The organism is Streptomyces marokkonensis, from assembly GCF_008312835.1.
GTDB lineage: Bacteria > Actinomycetota > Actinomycetes > Streptomycetales > Streptomycetaceae > Streptomyces > Streptomyces marokkonensis_A.
The window spans coordinates 257340-280429 of record NZ_VSKS01000008.1 but is presented as its reverse complement, the minus strand read 5'-3'; the positions used below and the strand labels follow the sequence as shown (position 1 = coordinate 280429).

Here is a 23090-nt window from a genome sequence, read left to right as displayed (position 1 = left end):
CCGGGCCCCGGTTCACGCGGTCCCCGCCGTCGTCGTACCGCTCGGCACGGCGGGGGCGACGGGCACCGGGGAGGTGCCGGCCAGCGCGTCGGCGATCCGGGCGAGAACGGCCGGCTCCGGCACCCGGCCGAGCAGCCGGCCGGTGCCGTCGGACGGCGGGAGCCGCCGTCCCGGGTCCGCCTCCTGCCGTACCGCCGCGGTGATCACCGCCGCCCAGGCCGCGGCCTCGGCCCGTTCCCGGTCGTCCGTCGCCGCCAGCACACCGGAGCGGGTCCGGTCGTACAGGTCCTGGTCGAAGTAGGCGTCGAGATGGCTCAGCGCGTTGTGGATGCTGGTCTGGCGCCACATCAGCCGGGTGGTGGGGGAGGCGAACCTGGGCCGGGGCAGCCGCAGCGTCCGGCGGGTCAGCAGATCCTCCAGCGTCCGCTCCAGCGGTCCCAGCCGGGCGTACGTCCGCCGGGCCCGCCGCCACTCGCCGACCCGGGGCACCGCCAGCGGGACCAGCACCCCGACGACCGTCAGCAGGGCACCGAGACCGGCGGCGGCGGGGGAGACGGTGGTGCTGAGCGCCGACCAGTCGCGCCCGGACCAGCGGGCACCCACCGCGACCAGCTTGGCGACGCTGTAGCCGGCCCCGCACAGCGAACCGGTCCCGAGCAGGACCAGCCCCGCCCGCAGCCCGCCCCGCACCCGGCGCGCCCAGCGCAGCGACGAGACCGTGGTGACGGTCACGGTGATGAGGTGCGCGAGCAGGTACAGCACGATCATCTGGGCGAGGTACGGGGTCGTCGCGTAGTACGTGTCCAGGTCGGTCCGGCGCTCCACGGGCGCGTCGCCGAGGGCGAACGTCACCGCGATGCCGAGGACGACCACGGCGTAGGCGAGCATCCAGCGGCGGGCGGTGCGGTGCACCCGGGGCCCTCCCCGCCAGTGCACGATCAGCACCTGCGAGGCGGCGCAGTACCCGGTGATCGCCACGTAGGTGACCGGTGCCGCCAGGTTGGGCACCCCGCCGAGCCGGTTGACGGCGCCCACCGTCGGCGGCGCCCCGAGGAAGAAGCACAGCCCCGCGAGGCCCAGCACCGCGCAGATCGCCCGCAGATACGGATCACGCCGGTGCCGCAGCAGATCGGGCGCCTTCACCAGCAGCCCGAGCCACAGCACCCCGCAGCTGACGTAGTTGAGGAGGCCGGTCATCTCTTCGTCCCGCGGTAGTTGAGCGCGGCCCCGATGCGTCCGGCGAGATCCTGCGGGTCCCCGGGCCCGGCGCCCCCCTCCACGGTGTACACCGACCCGGCGGACGCCTCCAGCCAGGTGCGCAGCCGACGGCCCATCAGCATGCCGAAACGGTCGGCCTCCTGCTCCTCGGCCAGACTGAAGTCGGTGCGCGCGGCGACCGGCAGCGGCCCCTCGCCGGCGCCCGCGTCCGCCTCCCGGCGGCTCATGTGCCACACCTCGTGGCAGAAGATGACGATCTGGTGCCACACGGCGGCCCGCTCGTCCACCACGACGTCGTCGTGTTCCTCGCGCTCCAGCCACAGCCCGCTCGCGGTGTGCGGCGGGAACGCAGCCCGGTGCACGACCACGTCCCGTCCCCGCCACGCGCTGACGGAGGCGACGAGTGCCTCGAACAGCACCTCGGGGTCCGCGGGCACCGGCACCCGGATGGGGTCGATGAGGGCGTCAGCGAGTCGACGCATCTCCTTCCTGGTACGCACCGCTGTCTCCCCGTTTCCCCGGTCGTCGCTCGGTCACCTGTGCAATATGCCAAGACGGGTGCCCTTCCGGCCAGTTCCCCGTGCGTGAGGGTCACTCGGTGACCGCCACGGTGTCCCCGGGTGCCGCCGCGCGGGCGCGGACCTCCCGGATCAGGTCGGGGTGGCGAAGGGCGCGCGAGACGTCCCCGATCTCGCGGAGCAGCTCCGTGGTGTCGGGGTCGTGGCCGCCGTCCCCGCCGGGGCCCGCGTCGACCGCGTCGAGGATCACCACGGCCGCGGCGAGGGCCCTCGCCCGCTCCGGCGCGCATCCCAGGCCCAGCGCGGCGGCGTACGACCGCTCGCGCAGCCGCTCGTCGGTGCGCCGGGCCAGCGGGAGCAGCACGTCGCGGATGAACGTCTCGCGCCGGGTCAGGCGCAGTTCGGGGCCGGCGCGCAGCACGAACGGCAGGCCGGAGCCGTGCACGGTCCGCATCAGCAGGTACAGGGGCCGCAGCCCGCGGTGGGCGCGGCGGATCCGCCAGCGCTCGTGCAGGTACTGGCCGGCGTGCGGAAGGATGAAGCCGACGGCGATCGACACGGCGGACAGGCAGGCCAGGGCAGGCGCCACGTCGAGGCTGAGCCAGTCCAGGTCGTTCCCGGTCCAGCGCGCCCCCACGGCCGTGAGTTTGGCGGCGTCGAAGGCGAGGTTCAGCGCGTAGCCGATGCCCAGGAACTTCAGTCCCCAGCGCAGCCAGGCGTCGAGTCCGTCGGTGCGGATCCAGTTCCAGATCAGCTTCGAGGTGATGAGGACGGCGGTGGTGTGCGCGAGGAGGTACAGCAGGATCTCCTCGCGCATGAACGGCGTCGTGGCGTAGTAGGTGTCCAGGTCCCGGGTCCGCTCCACGGGCACGTCCGCGAGGGCGAACAGCACCCACAGCGCCACGATCACGCCGCCGTAGGCGACGAGGACCCGGCGGGTGGCCCGGCGCGTGGCGGCGGAGCGCTCGGACGGGCCGTCGCGCCAGGCGATGATCAGCACAAGACAGGAGCCGCAGAACGCGGTGAGCAGTGAGTACACCCAGGGCGCCGAGATGTTGGGCACCCCGGTGACCCGGTTGACCCAGACGATCGTCGAGGGCGCGACGAACACGAACACGGCGCAGGCGAGCAGCAGCAGGCCGCCGACCGCGCGCAGCAGGGGGTCGTTCCAGAGCCGGATGATCGTCGGCAGTTTGATCGCCAGGGCGGCGGCCAGGACGACGGCCGGGATCCACCAGAAGGACGGGTAGAGCTCACTGAGGAACGAGGCCGGGCCCATGGCCGCGTCCGCGAACCCCATCGCGTCCCTCGCTCTCATCGGCCGCCGCACTGAAGGCCGTTCGAGCCTACGCGGCCGGATGTGCCCGCGTCATGCGAGTACGCCTACGGAGAAGTCGCCTCCCGGGTTCGTGCCCGACCCATTGACGCGTCCGCGCGTCACCCTTACGGTCCCGTTCGATGTTGCGAGCATGTGTCGACATACCGAACACGGGGGGCCGGGCCGGGCGGGCCGTCGGCCGCCGGCCGGCAACCCCGGCCCGATGACGCCGTCCCGGCCATGGAGAGGACCCTGTTGCGTACCGCCCGTTTCACCCTGGACCCCGCCTTCACCGTCGGGGAGGTCAACCCCCGCCTCTTCGGCTCGTTCGTGGAACACCTCGGCCGTTGCGTGTACACCGGCGTCTTCGAACCCGGCCACCCCGCCGCGGACGCGGACGGCATCCGCACGGACGTCCTCGACCTCGTGCGCGAACTGGGGGTGACGGCCATCCGCTACCCCGGGGGCAACTTCGTCTCCGGCTACAGGTGGGAGGACTCCGTCGGCCCCGTCGAGGACCGCCCCCGCCGTCTCGACCTCGCCTGGCGCTCCACGGAGACCAACCGCTTCGGCCTCTCCGAGTACATCGCGTTCCTCAGGAAGATCGGCCCCCACGCCGAACCCATGATGGCCGTCAACCTCGGCACCCGGGGCGTCGCCGAGGCCCTGGAACTCCAGGAGTACGCCAACCACCCCTCGGGGACCGCGTGGTCGGACCTGCGCGCCGGGCACGGCGACAAGGACCCCTTCGGCATCCGGCTCTGGTGCCTCGGCAACGAGATGGACGGCCCCTGGCAGACCGGCCACAAGACCGCCGAGGAGTACGGCCGTGCCGCCGCGGAGACCGCCCGTGCCATGCGCCGGGTCGACCCCGGCGTCGAACTCGTCGCCTGCGGCTCCTCCAGCCAGTCCATGGAGACCTTCGCCGCATGGGAGGCGACGGTCCTGCAGGAGACGTACGACCTCGTCGACCACATCTCCCTGCACGCCTACTACGAGCCGCACGACGGCGACGTCGACTCCTTCCTCGCCTCCGCCGTCGACATGGAGTCCTTCATCGAGAACGTGGTCGCCACCTGCGACCACGTCGGCGCCCGCCTCAAGTCCAAGAAGAAGATCAACCTCTCCTTCGACGAGTGGAACGTCTGGTACATGTCCCGCACCGAGGCCCAGGTCGGTGCCCTGGACTGGCCCGAGGCGCCCCGCATCCTGGAGGACAACTACAGCGTCACCGACGCGGTCGTCCTCGGCTCGCTGCTGATCGCGCTGCTCCGGCACGCCGACCGCGTGACCGTCGCCTGCCTCGCCCAGCTCGTCAACGTGATCGCCCCGATCATGACCGAGCCCGGCGGTCCGGCCTGGCGGCAGACGACGTTCCACCCGTTCGCCCAGGCCTCGAAGTACGGCCGCGGCGAGGTCCTCGACGTCCGCGTGGACTCACCGACGTACGAGACGCGGAGGTACGGCGAGGCCGACCTGCTGCACGCCACCGCCGTACGCGCCGGGGACGGCACGGTGACGGTGTTCGCCGTCAACCGGGGCCGCACCGAGCCGCTGCCGCTGGAGGTGGCGCTGGGCGGTCTCGGGCTCACCTCGGTCGTCGAGCACAGCGTCCTCTCCGACGCCGACCCCGACGCCCGCAACACCCTCGCCGAGCCCGAGCGGGTCACTCCGCACCCGGCCGGGGGCACCACCCTGGACGGCGGCCGCCTCTCGGCCGTGCTGGAGCCGCTGTCCTGGAACGTGATCCGGCTGGCGTGAGCCGGGCCGCACGGGCGGTGGGCTCACCTCCCCGGTGGGTCCACCGTCCCCGCCGGCTCCACCACCTCCACCGGAACACCGCCCCGCGCCGCGCCCAGCAGGGTCAGCCGTACGTCGCGCGGCCCCGAGGGTGTGGTCCCGTCGGACAGCACCGCCAGGGCCAGTGTGTTGGTCCCCCGCGTGCGCAGAATCCCGTTCGGCAGGACGACGGTGCGCCGCGGGCTCACATCGTTCAGGTACTGGCCCATGTTCCAGCCGTTGAGGAAGACCTGGACGCGGTAGGCGCGCTCGGGATCGTCCTCCAGGGTGAGCCCGACCGACGCGTCCATGTCCGGATCGACGTCCAGCCGGAAGTCGGTCCGGTACCAGGCCACGCCCTGCCGCCGTTCCTCGCGCGGGAGGTCCACGGCCCGCCAGTCCCGGTCGTCGTGCTCCGGCAGGTGCCAGCCGTGCCGCTCCCCGTGCAGCCCGCCGTTGTTGAGCGGTCCGCGCGCCCGGTCCGGCGCCACGGCACCCCGGATCCGCCACTCCACGTCCCGGGAGCCGCCCTCGAACGCGACGGACACGAGTCCGCGCGCGGCCTTGTGCGGGTCCCTCGCCCGCTCGTCCCCGTCGTGCCCCATGGGCCGTACGAGCACGGACAGCACGTGCCGCCCCCGCCCCCGCAGCCTCTCCGGCACGGCGAGGACGGCCGTGGCCGTCCGGGTGCCCTTCCCGGCCGTGTCCCCGTCCGGGACCGGCATGCGGTGGGTCCCGAGCGGATGCCCGTCCAGCCAGGCCATCAGCAGCCCGTGCGGGCCGGTGCGGCAGGACAGGGACACGGACGTGAGGCCGCGCGTGTCCGTCAGCCGCCCCCGGTACCAGACGTCGCCGTAGTGGAAGCCGTAGTCGTCCGCGAAGAGGACGGGCCCGTCCCCGGGCACGGGCGTGGTGCTGTGCGACGTCGTGCGGTCGGCCGCCGTCCACGCCGAGTCGTCGAAGTCCGGGTCGGACTCCGGGCTCCCGCCCCGCCGCCGCCAGCCGGTGAGCTCCGGCAGCGCCACCGCGGGCGCGCCCGGCATCATCCCCTCCATCACCAGACTGCCGGCCCGGCCGAGGTAGGTGCGCACCGGCTGCCCGTTCCAGGTCACGGAGGTGATGCCGCGCGGCGCCCACACCTCCACCCCGGTCTCGTCGACGACGTCGCCGGTCAGATGGACAGCGGAGCCGCGCAGGGTGGCGGAGCGCAGCATCGCCGGTCCGTAGACCAGCAGGGAGCCGGACGGGGTCTCGTACGGCCACAGGCGCAGCGCGGTCGCGTCGTCGGCGAACAGCAGCACGAGGGGGACGTCGGTGTCCCCGCCCTTGACGAGCACCCGGCTCAGCCCGCCCCTGCCGAGCGGCGCGACGACGTTCAGCCTGCCCCGGTCGTAGGACCAGGCGGGTTCGGTGTCCGCGCGCAGGACCTCCGGCTGGACGCCGCAGTCCAGCGCGACCTGTGCCTGCTCACCGCCGCGGCCGACGAAGACGGCGACGTCCAGCCGCCCGGCGGACATGCTCAGCATGGGCTGCGCGGTGGTGTACGCCAGCTTCCGCCGGCCCAGGTCCAGCCCGGAGACGAGCAGTCTGGCGTCGCCCGGCGCCACGGTGACCGGCACCTCGATGCCGGTGCCCGGCAGCATCGAACGGACCTGCTCGCCGGAGTCGTTGCGCACGACGTACACCCGGGCGCCGGTGTCCGGGTTGGCCAGGTGGTACACCGTCAGCCGTTCGTCCGCCGCCCGCACCTCACCCGCCGGATCCAGCCGGGCGAGGTCGGGCACGGTCCGCAGCAGATGCCCGAACTGCTGGAGCGGGGCCATCTCCGCCGTGGGCCGGCGGCCCTCGTCGATCGGTGCCCCGCGGTCGTGCGGGCCGGGGGCGCCCGTCCCGGACAGCCACCCCCACGGGGTGCCGCCGAACACCGTACGGACGCTGTGCGCGGTGATCCCGTGGGCGAGGTCGGTCAGATGACCGCGCCGCTCGTGCCCGGCGTCGGAGCGGAACCCGGGCGCCGGTGAACCGCCCTCGCGGTGGCCGAAGTGCCCGTCCCCGTGGAACAGCGGTACGTCGATGCGGTCGGCGCGGGTCCTGGCGTACAGGTGGGCCGCGTAGGCGCGCCGGGCCGGATCGTCGGAGGGCGTCCCGTACCCGTCCTCGACGCGGTACAGCAGCACGGTGCCGCCGCCCGCGGTGAACAGGTGCCGTACGGCGATGGAGTTGACGGCGCTCAGCCACTCGTCGACGTGCCGCAGATACTCCGGATCATCGGTCCGCGCGCTCCCGTCGACGGCCGTCAGCCACCCGGGCAGGCCCCCGGCGTCCACGTCGGCGCCGAGGTACGGACCCGGACGCAGGACGACGTACAGCCGCTCCTCGGCGGCCGTGTTCAGGAACAGGTTCAGATCCCGCACGCCGGTGAAGTCGTACGTTCCGGGCGCGGGGGAGTGGTGGTTCCACGGCACGGGGACACTGACCGCGTTGTGCCCGTGGGCGCGCAGCTTCTGCAGGACGTCCCGCCACAGGGACGGGCTGGGCAGCCGGTGGGGGTGCATCTCGGCGGACCACAGCACCAGGCGCCGGCCGTCGACCAGCAGCGAGTACCCGTCGAAGCCGACCCGGTGCCGCCTTCCGTCCGCGCTCGGCGGAGGGGGAGGCGGGCCGGTCGGCACGCTGCGCGGCCCGTGCGTGCCGGTCGCCGCCCCACCGCTGCCGGCCAGCGCGAGACCGAGCGCGGCCGTGCCGGCCAGGGCGGTGAAGGTGCGCCTGCTGAGCTCCAAGGGAGCGCCTCCTGTTGTGGTGCCACACGCGGTGCCGGTGGGCCATTGTCCACGAACGGGCACCCCGCCGTTCACACGGCGGACCCGGTACGTCCCTTGTGTCACGCCGGGTCAGGACGGAAGTGAATGGCCGGAGTTCGCTCTGTCACCCGGTCGCGGCGCTCCATACGATGCGAGCGCTCCCGGTCTTCACCGCACCTCCATGCCTCCTTCACGGGGCCGGGAGCACATGTGCCCGTCTGATTGGCGTGTACATGACGCTTCAACCGACACCCCCCACCCAAGGACGGAGAATCATGGCTGGTGGCCTGCTCATGGGCGCCGCGGTGGCGGCGCTCCTCACCGCCGCGTTACCCGCGCACAACCCGTCGACCGGTTTCGAGGACCCGCCGCCGGACAAGATCGTCATCAAGGTCGCCACCGTGAACGGCTCGGGATGCCCCCAGGGCACGGCGGCCGTCGCCGTCTCGGCCGACAACACCGCGTTCACCGTGACGTACAGCGACTACCTCGCCCAGGCCGGCGGGAGCTCCGACCCCACGGCGTTCCGCAAGAACTGCCAGCTCAGCCTGCTCGTCCACGTCCCCCAGGGCTTCACCTACGCCATCGCCGGCGCGGACTACCGGGGTTTCGCCTCGCTCCAGCCCGGCGCCAAGGGCACGCAGAGGGCGTCGTACTACTTCCAGGGCTCCCCGAACACGGAGTACCGCACCCACCCCTTCGCGGGCCCCTACGACGACAACTGGCAGGCCACGGACCAGACCGACTGGGCGCAGCTCGTGTACGCGCCCTGCGGGGTCCAGCGCAACTTCAACATCAACACGGAGCTGCGGGTGAGCGCCGGCACGTCGTCCCCCGACGAGGTCAGCTTCATGACGATGGACTCCACGGACGGAGACATCAGCACGGTGTACCACCTCGCCTGGAAGGAGTGCCCGGAGGACTGACCGGCCGCTGCGGCGCGGGCGGGCCCGCACGTCCGTGCGGACCCGCCCGCGCCCCGCCCGCTCACGGTCTCGTGGCACGGGCGGCCGCGGCGGCCACGTCCAGCGGGTCGCGGGCCGGGCGGGCCAGGAGGTCCGTGAGGCCGGGGCCGGAGCCGTCCAGGAAACCGTGCCGGACGCCGGTGGCGATCGAAGCGAGCATGGGCGGCTGGAACGGCAGCAGCCCCGGCACCTCCTCGAGCAGCCTGCGCCGGTACTCGCCCAGGCCGATGGTGCGGTGCGGCACCCCCAGCCGCCCGGCCACCTGTCCCGCCGTGACCGGCGTGCCGACCAGGTCGAGCACGCGCCCGTCGTACCGAGCCGGATCCGCCGCGACGAGTGCCGCGGCCTCGGCGAGATCGGCTCGCGCGACCGCGGCCAGGGCGCCGTCGCCGAAGGGGGACTCCAGCGCGTCGCCCGCGGGGCCCGCCCACATCAGCAGGCCCCCGAAGAGCTCGGCGTAGAGGCCGTTGCGCAGGATCGTCCAGGGCAGTCCGCTCGCCCGCACGAGGCGTTCGGTCGCCCGGTGCGCGAGGGCGAAACCGAGATGGTCGCCCGCACCGGTCAGGCTCGTGTAGACGACGTGGCCGACGCCGTGGCGGACGGCGGCCTCCAGGACCGCCGCGTGCCGCCGGACGACCTGGTCGTCCTCGGCGTACCCCGCGGAGACCAGCACCAGGGCCGACACCCCGGCGAGGTCGAGGCTCGCGGGGTCGTCGAAGTCGAGGCGCCGCATCCCCTCACCCGGAGTGCGGCTGCCGCCCGTCGCGGCGATGCCGCGGGCGCGGAGCGCCGCGAGAGTGGCCGAACCGAGGTTCCCGTTCGCTCCGGTGACCAGAATCATGGGGTCGCAGTCCTCCGTCGTGGTTCTCATCGGTAACTACGCTTGATCCTCGACCGCACGTCCACCGGCCACAAGAAGGCAGTTCGATGTCACCCACGCACACGGGGGTAACCGCCACCCCCGCCGCACTCGAACCCTGCGGGGGCGAGGACCACCCCGACTGCGGCATCCGCGACGTCCTGGACCGCATCGGGGACAAGTGGTCCGTACTCGTGATCGTCGAACTCGCGGGCGGACCACGCCGGTTCCGCGAACTGCAGCGCGCGATCGAGGGCATCTCCCAGCGCATGCTCACCCTCACGGTGCGCAGGCTGGAGCGCGACGGGCTGGTGCTGCGCACCGTGTACCCGACCGTCCCGGCCCGTGTCGACTACCGCCTGACCGGCACCGGCGCCGGCCTCACCCACCTGGTCAAGGCCCTCGCCGACTGGTCGCTGTCCCACCGCACCGCCATCGCCGAGGCCCGCGAGGCGTACGACCGGGCGCACCCGGGCCACGACATCCGCTGACGGAGGGCTGCGCGGGCCATTGACGCGCACGTGGTTCGGTTCTCCTCAGCCCGCCTGGCCCATCCCCGCCGCGTTGGGCCAGGCGGCCTGTGGGCCCGGCCAGCCCGTCGCCGGGGCCGTGGACAGACCGTTGGTGCCCCTGACCTGGGCGGCCGTCAGGCCGCCGCGGGCGGGGACACCGGGTGGGGTGGGGCCGGTGGGGGGCGGGAACCGGTCCGGTGCCGGGTACGCCGCCGGGGGCGTCGGCGCCTGCGCCGCGGGCGCGAGCGGCTGGGCGGCGGCCGGCATCGGGGCGGGCTGCGGGACCGGCTCAGGAACCGGCACCTGCTGGGGTACGGGCGGAGGTGCCGGCTGGGGGAACGGCTGGGGCACGGGCTGGGGGAACGGCTGGGGAAACGGCTGGGGCACGGGCTGGGGCACGGCCCGCACCCCCGCCGAGGCCGCGGCCGGCACCGCCATCCCGCCGGCCGGCTCCGCCGTCACGGTGGACGCGGCGGCGGGGAGCGGCATGCCGGTGCCGACGGACGGAGCGGCGGCCGGCCCCGGAGCGCCGGCGGCCCGCGCGGCGATCCCCCGCATGCCCGCCCCGTTGGTCTCGCTCACCAGACGGTCGACTGCCGCCGTGCCCGAGCTGTAGCCGGTCCCTGTGGCCTGCTCGGGCACGGCGGCTCCCCTCCTGGACGTCCCGTAGAGCACCTGTTCCAGGCCGGACACCAGGCGACGCACGTCCACCTGGGGGCGCACCACGAGACGCAGGAAGCGGCTGGACGAGCCGATCTTGTTGCCGCACTCACGCACCAGGATCCGGTGCTCGGTGAGCATGCGGTCCCGGACCACCGTTCCCTCGGCGCCGACGGGCAGGCGCACGAAGAGGAAGTTGCCCTGGGAGGGGTAGACCGTCAGGCCGGGGAGCGACGAGAGCTGGCCCGACATGTCCAGGCGGTCGCGGCGGACCTGGTGGAGGCTCTGCGCGTACTCGGCGCCGTGCTCCTTCAGCATGAACACCACGTGCTCGGCGAAGGAGTTGAGGTTCCACTTGGGAAGCCTGGAGCGGACCCGTCCCGCCAGCGCCGGGTTGGCGACGAGATAGCCGAAGCGGATGCCGTGCAGGCCGAAGTTCTTGCCGAGGCTGCGCAGCACGACGACGTTGGGCCGCAGCATCGCCTCCTGCACCACGCTCGGTTCGGCCTCGGCGTCGGCGAACTCCAGGAAGGACTCGTCGATCACCACCAGGTCCAGGTCGGCCATGGCGTCCATGAACTGCACCACGGCGTGCTTGTGGAGGAAGCCGCCGTCGGGGTTGTTCGGGTTGCAGATGACGGCGACCCGGGTGCCGCGCGCCCGGATGAACTCGGCGTACTGCGCGAGGTCGAGGGCGAAGCCGCCGGCCTCCTGGAGCGGGAACATGTCGACCCGCTTGCCGGTCTCCATGGGCTGGTCGGTCCAGCGTCCGAAGGTGGGGACGGGGACGGCGAGGGACTCGCGGACCAGGAGGTGGTCGATCCAGGTGATCAACTCCGTGGACCCGTTGCCCATCGCCACGCACTGCGGCGGGAGCTGGAGCAGGCTGCACAGTTCGGCGGTGATGGTGTCGGCGCTGCTCGGGTAGTACGTGATGATGTCGCGCAGCCGGACCGCCATCTCCTCGAACATGGCGGGGGTGGGGAAGTACGGGTTGCAGGGGATGCAGAAGTCCACCGGGCCGGCCCCGTCGCTCTCCCGTGTCAGCGCCGCCATCGACGGGCTGTGCGCCGCGGTGCTGCGGAACAACGAGGTGACGTTGTCGGCCAAGGGAACCTCCGTGTGCGGCGGGCCCGCCGGGGACGTGACGGGTCCGTCATGCCTGGGTGGCCCGCGCGGGGGAGCACGGGCCACCCAGGAGTACGGAGGGGGGCACGCCGCCGTTCAGCTCATGTGAGGAAAATGTGACGGCGGCGAACCCCCGGGACTCATGCCCCGAACGAATGGACCGTCGTCGTCCGGTACGTCCGCCCCGGCCGCAGCACGGTCGAGGGGAACGACGGCTGGTTCGGCGAGTCCGGGAAGTGCTGGGTCTCCAGGCACAGCCCGTCGCCCTGCCGGTAGACCCGGCCGCCCGTTCCCACGAGGGTGCCGTCGAGGAAGTTGCCGGAGTAGAACTGCAGTCCGGGCTCGGTGGTGGCGATCCTCAGCGTGCGGCCGGTGGACGGGTCGCGCAGGGTCGCGACGTGCTCCGGACGGGCGGTGACCCCCTTGTCGAGCACCCAGTTGTGGTCGAAGCCCTGCCCGTACAGCACCTGCTGGTGCGCGGTGCGGATGTCCCGGCCGACCGGCTTGGCCCGCCGGAAGTCGAAGGGGGTGCCCGCGACCCGGGCGAGTTCGCCCGTGGGGATCAGCCCCTGGTCGACCGGTGTGTACCGGGAGGCGGCGACGGACAGCTCGTGGTCGTGGACCGAGCCGCCGCCCTCGCCCGCCAGGTTCCAGTAGACGTGGCTGGTGAGGTTGACGACGGTGGCGTGGTCGGTGGTGGCCTCGTAGTCGACGCGCCAGTCGCCGCCGCGGGTGAGGGTGTACGTCACCTTCGTGCGCAGCGTGCCCGGGTAGCCCATCTCGCCGTCGACCGACGTGTGGTACAGCCGCAGGCCGACGTCGGAGCCGCGGGTGAAGGGCTCGACGTCCCAGACCCGCTTGTCGAAGCCCTGGGCGCCGCCGTGCAGGCTGTTCTCCCCGTCGTTGACGGAGAGCTGGTACGGCGTGCCGTCGAGGGTGAAGCGGCCCTTGCCGATGCGGTTGCCGTAGCGGCCGATCAGGGCGCCGAAGTACGGGCTGGAGGCGACGTACTCCTCGAGGGTGCCGAAGCCGAGGGAGACGTTGGCGCGGCGGCCGCGCCGGTCGGGTATCTCCAGGGACCGGACGATGCCGCCGTAGGAGAGGACCCTCATCCGGGTCCCGCCGTTCTCCAGCGACCAGCTGTGGACCTTGGTGCCGTCCGCGAGCCGGCCGAAGAGCGTCCTCACCGGCTTCCCCCCGCCCGGCGAAGCGTGTGCCGTACCGCCCAGGGCGGTGGTGGCGGCGACACCGGCCGCCGCCGCCGAGGCTCCTGCGATGACCGTGCGTCTGCTCAGTTCCATGTGCGGCTCCCGAAGAGGAAGGGGCCCCGCCGTCCGGCGGGGCCCGAGCTGACCTACGAACCGACCTTGCGCTTGTTCCACACGTCGAAGCCGACCGCCGCCAGGAGCACCAGGCCCTTGATGACCTGCTGCCAGTCGGTGCCGATGCCGACGAGGTTCATGCCGTTGTTCAGCACGCCCAGGACCAGGCCGCCGATGATGGCGCCGAGCACGGTGCCGACACCGCCGGCCATCGACGCGCCGCCGATGAACGCGGCGGCGATCGCCTCGAGCTCGAAGTTGAGGCCGGCCTTGGGCGAGGCCGCGTTGAAGCGGGCGGCGAAGACCAGACCCGCCAGGGCCGCGAGCATGCCCATGTTCAGGAAGACCAGGAAGGTCACCTTCTTGTCCCGCACGCCCGACAGCTTGGCCGCGGGCAGGTTGCCGCCGATGGCGTAGATGTGGCGGCCGATGACGGCGTTGCGCATCACGTAGCCGAAGCCGACGAGCAGCGCGCCGAGGATCAGCAGCACGATCGGGGCGCCCTTGTAGCTGGCCAGCAGCATCGTCACCACGAGGACGGCGGCGCCGAGCGCGACGAGCTTCAGCAGGAACAGCCTGGCGGGCAGGACGTCGAGGGCGAACTCCTTCTGGCGCCTGCGGTCGCGGACCTCCTGCAGGACGACCAGCGCGATCAGGGCGAAGCCCAGGAGCAGCGTGAGATTGTGGTAGTTCGTGTCCGGCCCGACCTCGGGCATGAAGCCGTTGGCGACCTTCTGCAGGCCCTTGGGGAAGGGGCCGAGGGTCTGGCCCTCCAGGAAGATCTCGGTGAGACCGCGGAAGGTCAGCATGCCCGCGAGGGTCACGATGAACGACGGTATGCCGCCGTAGGCGATGAACCACCCCTGGACGGCGCCGGCGATGGCGCCCACGGCCAGGCACAGCGCCACCGCGAGCGGCCAGGGCAGGTCGTTCCTGACCATGAACACCGCGGCCATCGAGCCGACGAACGCCGTCAGTGAGCCGACCGACAGGTCGATGTGGCCGGCGATGATGACCAGCATCATGCCGATCGCGAGGATCAGGATGTAGCTGTTCTGCAGCACCAGGTTGGAGACGTTGCGCGGCAGCAGCAGGTCGCCGTCGGTCCACACCGCGAACAGCGCCACGATCAGGCCGAGCGCGATCAGCATGCCGTACTGCCGCATGTTGCGGCGCATGCCGTCCAGCATCAGCTGGAGCAGGCCCGCGCCGCTGCCCGTCCCGTTCCCGCCCGGCGGCGCGGCAGCCGGGTTCTTGTCGGTGACTGTGCTCATCGGGATACCTCTTTGTCCTTCGTCATCTGACGCATCAGCGATTCCTGGGAGGCCTCGGCCCGCGAGAACTCACCGGTCAGCCTTCCTGCGGCCATCGTGTAGATGCGGTCGCACATGCCGAGCAGCTCGGGCAGTTCGGAGGAGATGAAGACGACCGCCTTGCCCTGGGCGGCCAGCCGGTCGATGACCGTGTAGATCTCGTACTTGGCGCCGACGTCGATGCCGCGCGTCGGCTCGTCGAGGATCAGCACATCGGGACCGGCGAAGATCCACTTGCTGAGCACGACCTTCTGCTGGTTGCCGCCGGACAGCTTGCCCACCGGCTCGAAGACCGTCGGCGCCTTGATGTTCATGGAGGTGCGGAAGCCCTCGGCGACCTGCCGTTCCTCGTGCTCGTCCACGACACCGCGCCGGGCGACCTTGCCGAGGGCGCTGAGCGAGATGTTGCGGTTGATGGTGTCGATGAGGTTCAGGCCGTAGTGCTTGCGGTCCTCGGTGACGTACGCGATGCCGTGCCCGACCGCCTCGGGGACGGTCTTCGTACGGATCTCCCTGCCGTCCTTGAGGACCGTGCCGCCCGCGTGCCGGCCGTAGGTGCGGCCGAAGACGCTCATCGCGAGCTCGGTGCGGCCGGCGCCCATCAGGCCGGCGATCCCGACGATCTCGCCGCGCCGGACCGTCAGCGAGACGTCGTCGACGACCTTGCGCTGCTGGTCGATCGGGTGGTGCACCGTCCAGTTGCGGATCTCCAGGGCGGGGGCGGCGCCCTCCTCGGGGTGGTGCGGGGTGCGCTCCGGGAAGCGGTGTTCCAGGTCGCGGCCGACCATTCCGCTGATGATCCGGTCCTCGGTGGTCCCCGGGGCCTTGACGTCGAGCGTCTCGATGGTCCGCCCGTCCCGCAGGATCGTCACCGAGTCGGCGACCCTGCGGATCTCGTTCAGCTTGTGGGAGATGATGATCGCGGTGATGCCCTGTTCCTTCAACTGCAGGATCAGGTCGAGGAGTTTGCCGCTGTCCTCGTCGTTGAGCGCCGCGGTCGGCTCGTCGAGGATGAGCAGTTTCACCTTCTTCGACAGCGCCTTGGCGATCTCCACCAGTTGCTGCTTGCCCACGCCGATGTCGGCGACCCGGGTCTCCGGGTGCTCGTCGAGCCCGACCCGGCGCAGCAGTGCGGTGGCGTGCCTGAGGGTCTCGTTCCAGTTGATGAGGCCCCGCGTGGCGTGCTCGTTGCCGAGGAAGATGTTCTCGGCGATCGAGAGGTAGGGCACCAGGGCCAGCTCCTGGTGGATGATCACGATGCCGTGCTCTTCGCTGGCCCGGATGTCCTTGAACCGGCAGACCTCCCCCTCGAAGAGGACCTCCCCTTCGTAGGTGCCGTGCGGATGGACGCCGGAGAGGACCTTCATCAGGGTCGACTTGCCGGCGCCGTTCTCGCCGCAGATGGCGTGGACCTCGCCCTGCCGGACGGTCAGGCTGACGTCCGACAGCGCCTTGACGCCGGGAAAGGTCTTGACGATCGAGCGCATCTCCAGGACGGGTCCCGCCATGGTCGTGCCTTCCAATCCGTGGTGGTCCGGCGGTCAGTTGAGGTCGCTTTCCTTGATGTATCCGGAGTCGACGACGGCCTCCTGGTAGTTCTCCTTGTCCACCGCGACCGGCTCCAGCAGGTAGGCCGGGACGACCTTCGCGCCGTTGTCGTAGGTCTTGGTGTCGTTGGTCTCCGGCTTCTTGTCGTTGAGCAGCGCGTCGACCATGCCGGTGGCCACCTTGGCGAGTTCGCGGGTGTCCTTGTAGACGGTCATCGACTGCTGGTCGGCGATGATCGACTTCACCGAGGCGACCTCGGCGTCCTGCCCGGTGACGACCGGCAGCGGCTTGTCCTTGCCGCCGTAGCCGTCCGACTTCAGGGCGGACAGGATGCCGATGGAGATGCCGTCGTACGGCGAGAGCACCGCGTCCACCCGGTCGCTGCGGTAGGCGGAGGTCAGGATGTCGTCCATGCGCTTCTGCGCGGTGCCGCCGTCCCAGCGCAGGGTGGTGACCTGGTTCAGCTCGGTCTGCTCGGACCTGACGACGAGCTGCTTCTTGTCGATGTAGGGCTGCAGGACGTTCATCGCGCCCTGGAAGAAGTAGCGCGTGTTGTTGTCGTCGTTGGAGCCGGCGAACAGCTCGATGTTGAAGGGGCCCTTCTTGCCGCCGTCCTTCAGGCCGAGCTTCTCGACGATGTAGGTGCCCTGGAGCTCGCCGACCTTCTCGTTGTCGAACGAGGCGTAGTAGTCGACGTTCTCCGTGCCGAGGATGAGGCGGTCGTAGGAGATCACCGGGATGTCGGCGTCCTTGGCCTGCTGCAGGACGTTGTTCATCGACTTGTTGTCGATCGCGGCGACGATCAGGGCCTTCACGCCCTGCGTGATCATGTTCTCGATCTGGGCGACCTGCTGGTCGGGGTCGTCCTCGCCGTAGGCCAGCTTCGTCTTGTAGCCCTTGTCCTCCAGGAGCTTCTTGACGTTGTTGCCGTCGGCGATCCAGCGCTCCGAGGACTTGGTCGGCATCGCGATGCCGACGGTGGCTCCCTCGGAGCTCCCCTTGTCCTCCTCGCTGCCGCCCTCGCTGTTCTGGCCGCAGGCGGTCAGGGTGAGGGCGAGCGAGGCGGCGGTGGCCAGGGCGGCGAGTGCGGCTCTGCGATTACGCATGATCATCATCCTTGATGTGTGGGCAGATCGGTCTGGCGAGCGGGGCGCTGTGCGGGGTGGACCAGGAGCCGGGAGCGGGTGTGTGGGATTGTGCGCGGCTGTGTCCACTTCTGTGAAGCCGCTTTTCCGGAACGTTATGAGGAGGTGTCGAACCGGCTCAGTTCGCCGGGAAGCCGGGTGCCGAGCGGTGCCATGTCGCCGTCCGCGCCGTGGCGGGCCAGCAGGTCCAGCGCCAGCCGGCCGCGCCGCACCCGTTCCTTCGCGGTGGCCAGGGTGAGTTCGCGCAGGTGGTGCCCGTACGGGTAGATCCCGGGCGCCTTCGCCAGGCCGAACTTCAGGTACAGCGGGGCGCCGCGCCGGATGAGCTCGGCGACCTCGTACATCCGCACGTAGCCGCCCAGGTCGTCCGGGGCCTCGATGTACATGTCCATCGGGGCGGCCGAGACCCGGCGGATCTCGGTGAGGTGAGCCAGGGTCAGATCGGAGGGCACGTTGACGGAGTCGGCGCCGAGCCGCTCGTAGACCGCGTACGAGGCCGGGTTGACCGGCCCGACGAGCGCCGAGACCTTCAGGGTGGTGTCGGCCGGGAGCAGTCCCGCCGTCCGCGCCCGGTGCAGCGTCCACAGCACGCCCTCGTCGGCGACCAGCAGGCACCTGACGCCCAGTTCGGTCGCCCGTACGGCGTCCTCGACGCAGCCGGCGACCGCGTCGTGGCCCCGGGCGCGCAGTCCCGCGCCGTGCGAGTCGGTGCGGATCGAGCCGCCGATGTCCCAGGTGCCGCGCGGGCCGGTGAACAGACAGAGCTCGATGTCCCGCTCCGCGGTCGCCTCGGCCATCTCGGTGATCTCGGCGTCGGTCAGCATCCACACGCCGCTGCCCTGGCTGATCCGGTGGATCGGCACATCGAGGCGCGAGGCCTCCTTCAGGACCACCGCCAGCGCCTCGGGCCCCTCGCACGAGGGGATCTCGGTGCGCCAGCGGCCGCCGCCGGGGAAGGTGTGCGGCGAGGCGTCGGCGGGATCGAGGGCGGGTGCGCCCAGGCCCAGCGCGGTGAGCGCCTGCTCACCGGGCCGGCGGGGCGCCTTGGCGGAAGCGTCGGTCACAGGGTGTCCTTTGTGTTCGATATTTCGGACGAGGTTCGCGGCCCGGGGTGCGCGTCGGGCGGGTCCGGAGCGAGGGAGTGGAAGGGAAGGCGGGTGGGACGCCGGTACGGAACCCGTCAGGCCGTACCGGCGTGGGTTCAGGGACGCAGGAGGACCTTGCCCACCTTCGGGTCGCCGGACCCGGCCAGCTCGATGGCCTCCGGGAACCCGTCGAGCGGCAGCTCGTGGGTCACCAGGGGCAGCGGATCGAGCAGCCCGGCGGCGAACACCCGCACGGTGTGCGCCCAGGCGTCCGGCGGCGCGCCGAAGACGGTGTGCACCTCCAGCTGCCGGACGACCAGGTCCGTCGGGTCGAGGCCGTCGGCGCCCGGCGCCGGGATGCCGGTGAGCACCAGCCGCCCGCCGCGCCTCAGCAGCGAGGCGGCCGTACGGGCCGCGTCCGCGGATCCGGCGGTCTCGATCACGACGTCGAAGTGGTCCGGGAGGGGCCCGTCCTTGGTGCGGAAGCCGGTCGCCCCGAACTGCCGCGACAGGGCCTCCCGGTCGCCCCGGGTGCCGACGACCAGCAGCTCGGACGGTGAGGTCGCCCTCAGGAACTGCACGGCGAACATGCCGAGCGTGCCCGTGCCGACGACGGCGACCCGCTCACCGGGCACCGCGTTCGCCTTCAGCGCGGCGGCCGCGACGCAGGCGGCCGGTTCGAGGAGCGCGGCGGCGCTCAGGTCGGCGTCGTCCGGGAGGACGTGCAGCAGCCGGGCGGGCAGGGTCAGCGTGGCGGCCATGGCACCCGGCTGGGTGAACCCGGTCTCCTCGTAGCCCGCCGAGCACAGGGTCGTCTCGCCGGCGTGACAGCGGTCGCAGACCTGGCAGTTGCGGAACCCCTCACCGACGACCTTGCGGCCGACGAGCGACCCCGGCACCCCCGCGCCCACCCGCCGCACGGTCCCGGACCACTCATGACCCGGCGTCAGCGGGTAACGCACGTACCCCTCGGGCCGGTTGCCCTGGTACACCTCGCGGTCACTGCCGCAGACACCGGCCGCGTGGACGCCGATCAGGGCTTCGCCGGGACCGGGTTCGCGCGGCTCGTGCGGGACCAGGCGGTGCTCGCCGGGTCCGTCGACGACGACGGCGGTGCTCACTTCGTGCCCTTCGGCTTGCGCTGCTCCCAGCCCTCGGCCCACAGGTCGAACCGGGCCTGCTGCTGCGGGAACTCGGCCGCCGCGTCGACGTCCAGCTCCACACCGAGGCCGGGGGCGTCGGAGAGGTGGAAGCAGCCGTCCTCCGGGTTCACCTGGGGAGCGCCCTTGACGACCTTCTTGATCTCCGCGTCCGCGAAGTCGTTGAAGTGCTCCAGGATCTTGAAGTTCGGTGAGGTGAAGCCGACCTGGAGGGAGGCGGCGGTGAGCACGGGGCCGCCGACGTTGTGCGGGGCGACCAGCATGTAGTGCGTCTCGGCGGTCGCCGCGAGCTTGCGGGTCTCCCAGATGCCGCCGATGTGGCCCACGTCCGGCTGGAGGATGTCGACCGCCTGGCTCTCGAACAGCTCGCGGAACTCGATGCGGTCGTGGATGCGTTCGCCGGTGGCGACCGGCATGTCGACCTTGGCGGCGACCTTCTCCAGCGCCTTGAGGTTCTCCGGCGGGACCGGCTCCTCCAGCCAGGCCGGCTGGAAGGGCGCGAGCTCCTTGGCGAGGCGGACGGCGGTGGCGGGGGAGAACCGGCCGTGCATCTCCAGCATCAGCTCGGCGTCGGGGCCGATGGCGTCGCGGACCGCCTCGATCAGGGAGACGGCGTACAGGGTCTGCCGGTGGTCGAGTTCGAAGTGACCGGTGCCGAACGGGTCGATCTTCAGCGCCCGGTAACCGCGCTCCATCACGGTCCGCGCGGCCTTGTGGTACGCCTCCGGGGTGCGCTCGGTGGTGTACCAGCCGTTGGCGTACGCCTTCACCTTGTCGGTGACCTTGCCGCCGAGCAGCTGCCAGACGGGCACACCGAGGGCCTTGCCCTTGATGTCCCAGCAGGCCATCTCGACGACGGCGATACCGGACATCACGATCTCGCCGGCGCGGCCGTAGTCGCCGTACTTCATCCGGCGGACGAGGTCCTCGACAGCGAACGGGTCGGCGCCGAGAATGTGGTTGACCTCGGCTTCCTTCAGGTAACCCAGGAGGGCGTCGGTGTGGCCCAGCATCCGGGTCTCGCCGACTCCGGTGATGCCCTCGTCGGTGTGCACCTGGACGTACGTCAGGTTGCGCCACGGCGTCCCGACCACGTGTGTGCTGATTCCGGTGATGCGCACGGCAGTTCGCCCCTCGCTGCGGTTGTGGACCCTGTCATCGGTGCCTGCGGTTCGACGTGTTCGATATTTCGTCACACGTTCGAAATGCTGGCGTGACAGTAAGGACGGGGTGGCGGGGGTGTCAATGGGTCACGCGCATAACGGTTTCGGCAGTTTCGAAACCTATGGGCAATGGTCCGCACCAAACCTTCACAGCAAGGCCTAGGAAGCGGAGCGGACCGGAACCTAACCTTCCCGCGTCATGGACTTTTGCCACCCGTGCCGACGGCACCTCAACGGCGCCCTGGCCTGCCCCGGCTGCGGCACGCCCGTCGAGACGCTCCGCGCCCACCCGCCGCAGGAGCCCGCCGCGCCCGAGGGGTACGGGGCCGGAGCGGAGGCACCCGCGGACGACGCGGGAGCGGCGGAGGACGGGGAACCCGTCGACGAGCCCGCCGGGCGCTACGGCGGGGAGTCACGGGAATGTGACGACGAGGAGCCGCGGGGTCGTCGTGCCGCCCGGCGCCGGGGGCGTGGGCCGGAGGACGGGGGGTCGTCGCCGGGGCAGAGCCGCCGGGACCGCAAGGCCGCGGCGCACCGCCGACGGCGGAACCGCACCCTGCTGATCGCGGCCGGATTCGTCCTCGCGGCAGGCGGACTGAGCCTCGCGGAACTCGGGCTGGACGCGCCCGGACCGAAGCCGGAACCGGCGGCGGCCGGGGAGTCGCCCGACGGCGGGTCGGCGAAGGTGGAGCCGACCGGGCAGGCCGGTGGCGCCGCGCCCACCCGGACGCCCGGCGTGTCCCCCGGCCCCGGGGCGTCCGACTCGCCGTCGCCTTCCGCGTCACCCGAGAGCGAGGAGTCGGAGGAGGCGGAGGAGGAGACCGCGGAGGACGCCTCGTCGGCGCCCGCGACCACGCCCCCGGCCGACCCGGCGACGCCTCCGTCCGCAGAGCCCCCGACCGGACCGGAGACCCCGGAGCCGGAGCCGACCACCGAGAAGCCCGAACCGGAGCCGGAACCCACGCGGACCTGCGACCGGTTCCTGTGGTGGTGCACCTGAGCCGACCGCCGGCTCCCGCGGAGCGCGCCGCTCAGTCCGCGCTCAGCATCCTGCGCAGGGCGTCCCGCAGCGCCACCCGCTCCTCCTCCGACAGCCCCGCGAGCGGCTCGCGCGCGAACCGCAGGGAGTTCTGCATGTTCCGCGCCACCTGCCGCCCCTCCGGCGTCGCGGCCGCCAGTTTCACGCGCCGGTCCGCCGGGTCCGGACGGCGCTCCACCAGGCCCCGCGACTCCAGCCGGTCGACGATGCCGGTGACGTTCGACGGCTCGCACTTCAGCCGCTGCGCCAGCCTCCGCATGGGGAGCGGCTCCAGGCACAGCAGGCTCAGCAGCCTCGCCTGGGCGCCCGTCAGCGCGTGACCGGCGGCCGCCTCCTCGTACTCCTCGTGGTAGCGGGCCACCACCGAACCGATGAGCTCGACGACCTCCAGGGTGAGGGCGTCGGGGCGGCTGGGCGTGGTGCGGGGTGTGGCCATGCTCTCCAGGGTACCCACTTGCTTGACATCCTGAAATATTCAGCCGCATGGTTGTTTCAGGTAATGAAGTATTTCGAGGAAAGGTGCCCGGTCATGTCCGACGCCCCCACGCCCCCCGCCACCGGCCGCGAGTGGCATCTGCTGAGCCGGCCCGTCGGCTGGCCGAAGCCCGAGGACTTCGCCCTCGTCGAGGCGGAGGTGCCCGCACCGGGTGAGGGCGAGGTCCTGGTACGGAACATGTACCTCTCCGTCGACCCGTACATGCGCGGCCGGATGAGTGCCGCCAAGTCCTACGTCGCCCCGTTCGAGCTGGGCAAGGTCATGCAGGGCGGGGCCGTCGGCGAGGTCGTCGCCTCGAACGCCGAGGGGATCGCCGTCGGCGACCACGTCCTGCACTTCTTCGGCTGGCGGGAGTACGCCGTCGTGGCCGCGAAGAACGCCGTCACGGTGGACCCGCAGGCCGCGCCCCTCTCGGCGTACCTGGGCGTGCTGGGCATGACCGGGCTCACCGCCTACGCCGGCCTGCTGCGCACCGCCTCCTTCAAGGAGGGCGACTCCGTCTTCGTGTCCGGTGCCGCGGGCGCCGTCGGCAGCCAGGTCGGGCAGCTCGCGAAGCTCAAGGGGGCCTCGCGGGTGATCGGCTCGGCCGGCTCCGACGAGAAGGTGAGGCTCCTCGTCGAGGAGTACGGCTTCGACGCCGCGTTCAACTACCGGAACGGCTCCGTGAGCGACCAGCTGCGCGCCGCCGCCCCCGACGGGATCGACGTCTACTTCGACAACGTGGGCGGCGACCACCTGGAGGCGGCCATCGGCTCCCTCAACCACGGCGGCCGGATCGCCGTCTGCGGCATGATCTCCGTCTACAACAACACCGAGCCCGCGCCCGGCCCGCGCAACCTCGCCCGGCTGATCCAGACCCGGGGCCGCATCGAGGGCTTCCTGGTGGGTGACCACTACGACCTCCAGCCGCAGTTCGTCCAGGAGGTCGGGCCGTGGGTGCGCTCGGGTGAGCTGAAGTACCGCGAGACGGTCGTCGAGGGCATCGAGAACAACCTCGAGGCGTTCCTCGGCGTCCTGCGCGGCGACAACACCGGGAAGATGATCGTCAAGCTCTGACGATC

General features: G+C 71.9%; 19 protein-coding genes. 5 read left to right on the top strand and 14 right to left on the bottom strand.

Going from position 1 to position 23090, the window contains the following annotated elements:
• Nucleotides 1–12: 12 nt before the first annotated feature.
• From F1615_RS16815 to F1615_RS16805, 3 genes are all read right to left on the bottom strand, one after another.
• Nucleotides 13–1197 (bottom strand): MAB_1171c family putative transporter, encoded by a 1185-nt coding sequence (locus F1615_RS16815; protein ID WP_149549784.1) that lies wholly within the window; start codon nt 1195–1197, stop codon nt 13–15.
• Nucleotides 1194–1700 (bottom strand): toxin, encoded by a 507-nt coding sequence (locus tag F1615_RS16810; RefSeq protein ID WP_244328768.1) that lies wholly within the window; start codon nt 1698–1700, stop codon nt 1194–1196. Before F1615_RS16810 ends, F1615_RS16815 begins: the two co-directional genes overlap by 4 nt.
• 109 nt (nt 1701–1809) lie before the next feature.
• Nucleotides 1810–3036 (bottom strand): MAB_1171c family putative transporter, encoded by a 1227-nt coding sequence (locus tag F1615_RS16805; RefSeq protein WP_149549842.1) that lies wholly within the window; start codon nt 3034–3036, stop codon nt 1810–1812.
• A 273-nt stretch (nt 3037–3309) separates the two neighbouring features.
• Here F1615_RS16805 and F1615_RS16800 point away from each other — a divergent pair, with 273 nt between their 5' ends.
• Nucleotides 3310–4815 (top strand): alpha-N-arabinofuranosidase, encoded by a 1506-nt coding sequence (locus tag F1615_RS16800; RefSeq protein WP_149549841.1) that lies wholly within the window; start codon nt 3310–3312, stop codon nt 4813–4815.
• Nucleotides 4816–4838: 23 nt separating this feature from the next.
• Here the strand turns inward: F1615_RS16800 and F1615_RS16795 are convergent, their stop codons facing one another.
• Entirely contained in the window at nt 4839–7613 is a 2775-nt protein-coding gene (locus tag F1615_RS16795; protein ID WP_149549782.1) for a glycoside hydrolase family 35 protein, read from the bottom strand.
• 296 nt (nt 7614–7909) lie between these two features.
• On the opposite strand from F1615_RS16795, the gene F1615_RS16790 reads away from it, so the two are divergent.
• Entirely contained in the window at nt 7910–8560 is a 651-nt protein-coding gene (locus F1615_RS16790) for a DUF4360 domain-containing protein (RefSeq protein WP_149549781.1), read from the top strand.
• 61 nt (nt 8561–8621) lie between these two features.
• Here the strand turns inward: F1615_RS16790 and F1615_RS16785 are convergent, their stop codons facing one another.
• The gene (locus F1615_RS16785; RefSeq protein WP_149549840.1) at nt 8622–9440 is read right to left on the bottom strand and encodes an NAD(P)H-binding protein; all 819 of its coding nucleotides are present in this window, start codon (nt 9438–9440) and stop codon (nt 8622–8624) included.
• 86 nt (nt 9441–9526) lie between these two features.
• On the opposite strand from F1615_RS16785, the gene F1615_RS16780 reads away from it, so the two are divergent.
• Nucleotides 9527–9949, top strand: coding sequence for a winged helix-turn-helix transcriptional regulator (locus F1615_RS16780; RefSeq protein WP_149549780.1), 423 nt, complete (start codon nt 9527–9529; stop codon nt 9947–9949).
• Nucleotides 9950–9994: 45 nt separating this feature from the next.
• Here F1615_RS16780 and F1615_RS16775 read toward each other — a convergent pair whose 3' ends face one another.
• The 8 genes from F1615_RS16775 to F1615_RS16740 form a co-directional block, all read right to left on the bottom strand.
• Nucleotides 9995–11740, bottom strand: coding sequence for a pyridoxal phosphate-dependent aminotransferase (locus tag F1615_RS16775; RefSeq protein ID WP_149549779.1), 1746 nt, complete (start codon nt 11738–11740; stop codon nt 9995–9997).
• Nucleotides 11741–11898: 158 nt separating this feature from the next.
• A complete protein-coding gene (locus F1615_RS16770; protein WP_149549778.1) occupies nt 11899–13059 on the bottom strand; it encodes an aldose epimerase family protein in 1161 nt (386 codons plus the stop codon).
• 53 nt (nt 13060–13112) lie between these two features.
• Nucleotides 13113–14354: a multiple monosaccharide ABC transporter permease gene (mmsB, locus tag F1615_RS16765; protein WP_149549777.1), complete on the bottom strand. Its 1242-nt coding sequence runs from the start codon at nt 14352–14354 to the stop codon at nt 13113–13115.
• Entirely contained in the window at nt 14351–15901 is a 1551-nt protein-coding gene (gene mmsA / locus F1615_RS16760; protein ID WP_149549776.1) for a multiple monosaccharide ABC transporter ATP-binding protein, read from the bottom strand. The genes mmsB and mmsA overlap by 4 nt, the downstream gene beginning before the upstream one ends.
• Before the next feature lie 33 nt (nt 15902–15934).
• A complete protein-coding gene (gene chvE, locus F1615_RS16755; protein ID WP_208818336.1) occupies nt 15935–17047 on the bottom strand; it encodes a multiple monosaccharide ABC transporter substrate-binding protein in 1113 nt (370 codons plus the stop codon).
• A gap of 134 nt (nt 17048–17181) precedes the next feature.
• Complete coding sequence (locus F1615_RS16750) at nt 17182–18150, bottom strand: hypothetical protein (RefSeq protein WP_149549774.1); 969 nt, start codon at nt 18148–18150, stop codon at nt 17182–17184.
• Nucleotides 18151–18287: 137 nt separating this feature from the next.
• Nucleotides 18288–19292, bottom strand: coding sequence for a zinc-dependent alcohol dehydrogenase (locus tag F1615_RS16745; protein ID WP_149549773.1), 1005 nt, complete (start codon nt 19290–19292; stop codon nt 18288–18290).
• Nucleotides 19289–20452: a mandelate racemase/muconate lactonizing enzyme family protein gene (locus F1615_RS16740; protein ID WP_149549772.1), complete on the bottom strand. Its 1164-nt coding sequence runs from the start codon at nt 20450–20452 to the stop codon at nt 19289–19291. Before F1615_RS16740 ends, F1615_RS16745 begins: the two co-directional genes overlap by 4 nt.
• A gap of 241 nt (nt 20453–20693) precedes the next feature.
• Here F1615_RS16740 and F1615_RS16735 point away from each other — a divergent pair, with 241 nt between their 5' ends.
• Nucleotides 20694–21494, top strand: coding sequence for an SCO2400 family protein (locus tag F1615_RS16735; RefSeq protein ID WP_208818335.1), 801 nt, complete (start codon nt 20694–20696; stop codon nt 21492–21494).
• Nucleotides 21495–21525: 31 nt separating this feature from the next.
• On the opposite strand, the gene F1615_RS16730 is transcribed toward F1615_RS16735, so the two are convergent.
• Nucleotides 21526–21969 (bottom strand): MarR family winged helix-turn-helix transcriptional regulator, encoded by a 444-nt coding sequence (locus tag F1615_RS16730; RefSeq protein ID WP_149549771.1) that lies wholly within the window; start codon nt 21967–21969, stop codon nt 21526–21528.
• A gap of 93 nt (nt 21970–22062) precedes the next feature.
• On the opposite strand from F1615_RS16730, the gene F1615_RS16725 reads away from it, so the two are divergent.
• Nucleotides 22063–23085 (top strand): NADP-dependent oxidoreductase, encoded by a 1023-nt coding sequence (locus F1615_RS16725; protein WP_149549770.1) that lies wholly within the window; start codon nt 22063–22065, stop codon nt 23083–23085.
• The last annotated feature ends 5 nt before the right edge of the window (nt 23086–23090 follow it).

What these genes read in the sequence shown, in the direction of transcription:
- F1615_RS16815 (WP_149549784.1), bottom strand. Translation starts at nt 1,197, where the DNA reads ATGACCGGCCTCCTCAACTACGTCAGCTGCGGGGTGCTGTGGCTCGGG.
- F1615_RS16810 (WP_244328768.1), bottom strand. Translation starts at nt 1,700, where the DNA reads ATGCGTCGACTCGCTGACGCCCTCATCGACCCCATCCGGGTGCCGGTG.
- F1615_RS16805 (WP_149549842.1), bottom strand. Translation starts at nt 3,036, where the DNA reads ATGGGGTTCGCGGACGCGGCCATGGGCCCGGCCTCGTTCCTCAGTGAG.
- F1615_RS16790 (WP_149549781.1), top strand. Translation starts at nt 7,910, where the DNA reads ATGGCTGGTGGCCTGCTCATGGGCGCCGCGGTGGCGGCGCTCCTCACC.
- F1615_RS16785 (WP_149549840.1), bottom strand. Translation starts at nt 9,440, where the DNA reads ATGATTCTGGTCACCGGAGCGAACGGGAACCTCGGTTCGGCCACTCTC.
- F1615_RS16780 (WP_149549780.1), top strand. Translation starts at nt 9,527, where the DNA reads ATGTCACCCACGCACACGGGGGTAACCGCCACCCCCGCCGCACTCGAA.
- F1615_RS16770 (WP_149549778.1), bottom strand. Translation starts at nt 13,059, where the DNA reads ATGGAACTGAGCAGACGCACGGTCATCGCAGGAGCCTCGGCGGCGGCG.
- mmsB (WP_149549777.1), bottom strand. Translation starts at nt 14,354, where the DNA reads ATGAGCACAGTCACCGACAAGAACCCGGCTGCCGCGCCGCCGGGCGGG.
- mmsA (WP_149549776.1), bottom strand. Translation starts at nt 15,901, where the DNA reads ATGGCGGGACCCGTCCTGGAGATGCGCTCGATCGTCAAGACCTTTCCC.
- chvE (WP_208818336.1), bottom strand. Translation starts at nt 17,047, where the DNA reads ATGCGTAATCGCAGAGCCGCACTCGCCGCCCTGGCCACCGCCGCCTCG.
- F1615_RS16735 (WP_208818335.1), top strand. Translation starts at nt 20,694, where the DNA reads ATGGACTTTTGCCACCCGTGCCGACGGCACCTCAACGGCGCCCTGGCC.
- F1615_RS16730 (WP_149549771.1), bottom strand. Translation starts at nt 21,969, where the DNA reads ATGGCCACACCCCGCACCACGCCCAGCCGCCCCGACGCCCTCACCCTG.
- F1615_RS16725 (WP_149549770.1), top strand. Translation starts at nt 22,063, where the DNA reads ATGTCCGACGCCCCCACGCCCCCCGCCACCGGCCGCGAGTGGCATCTG.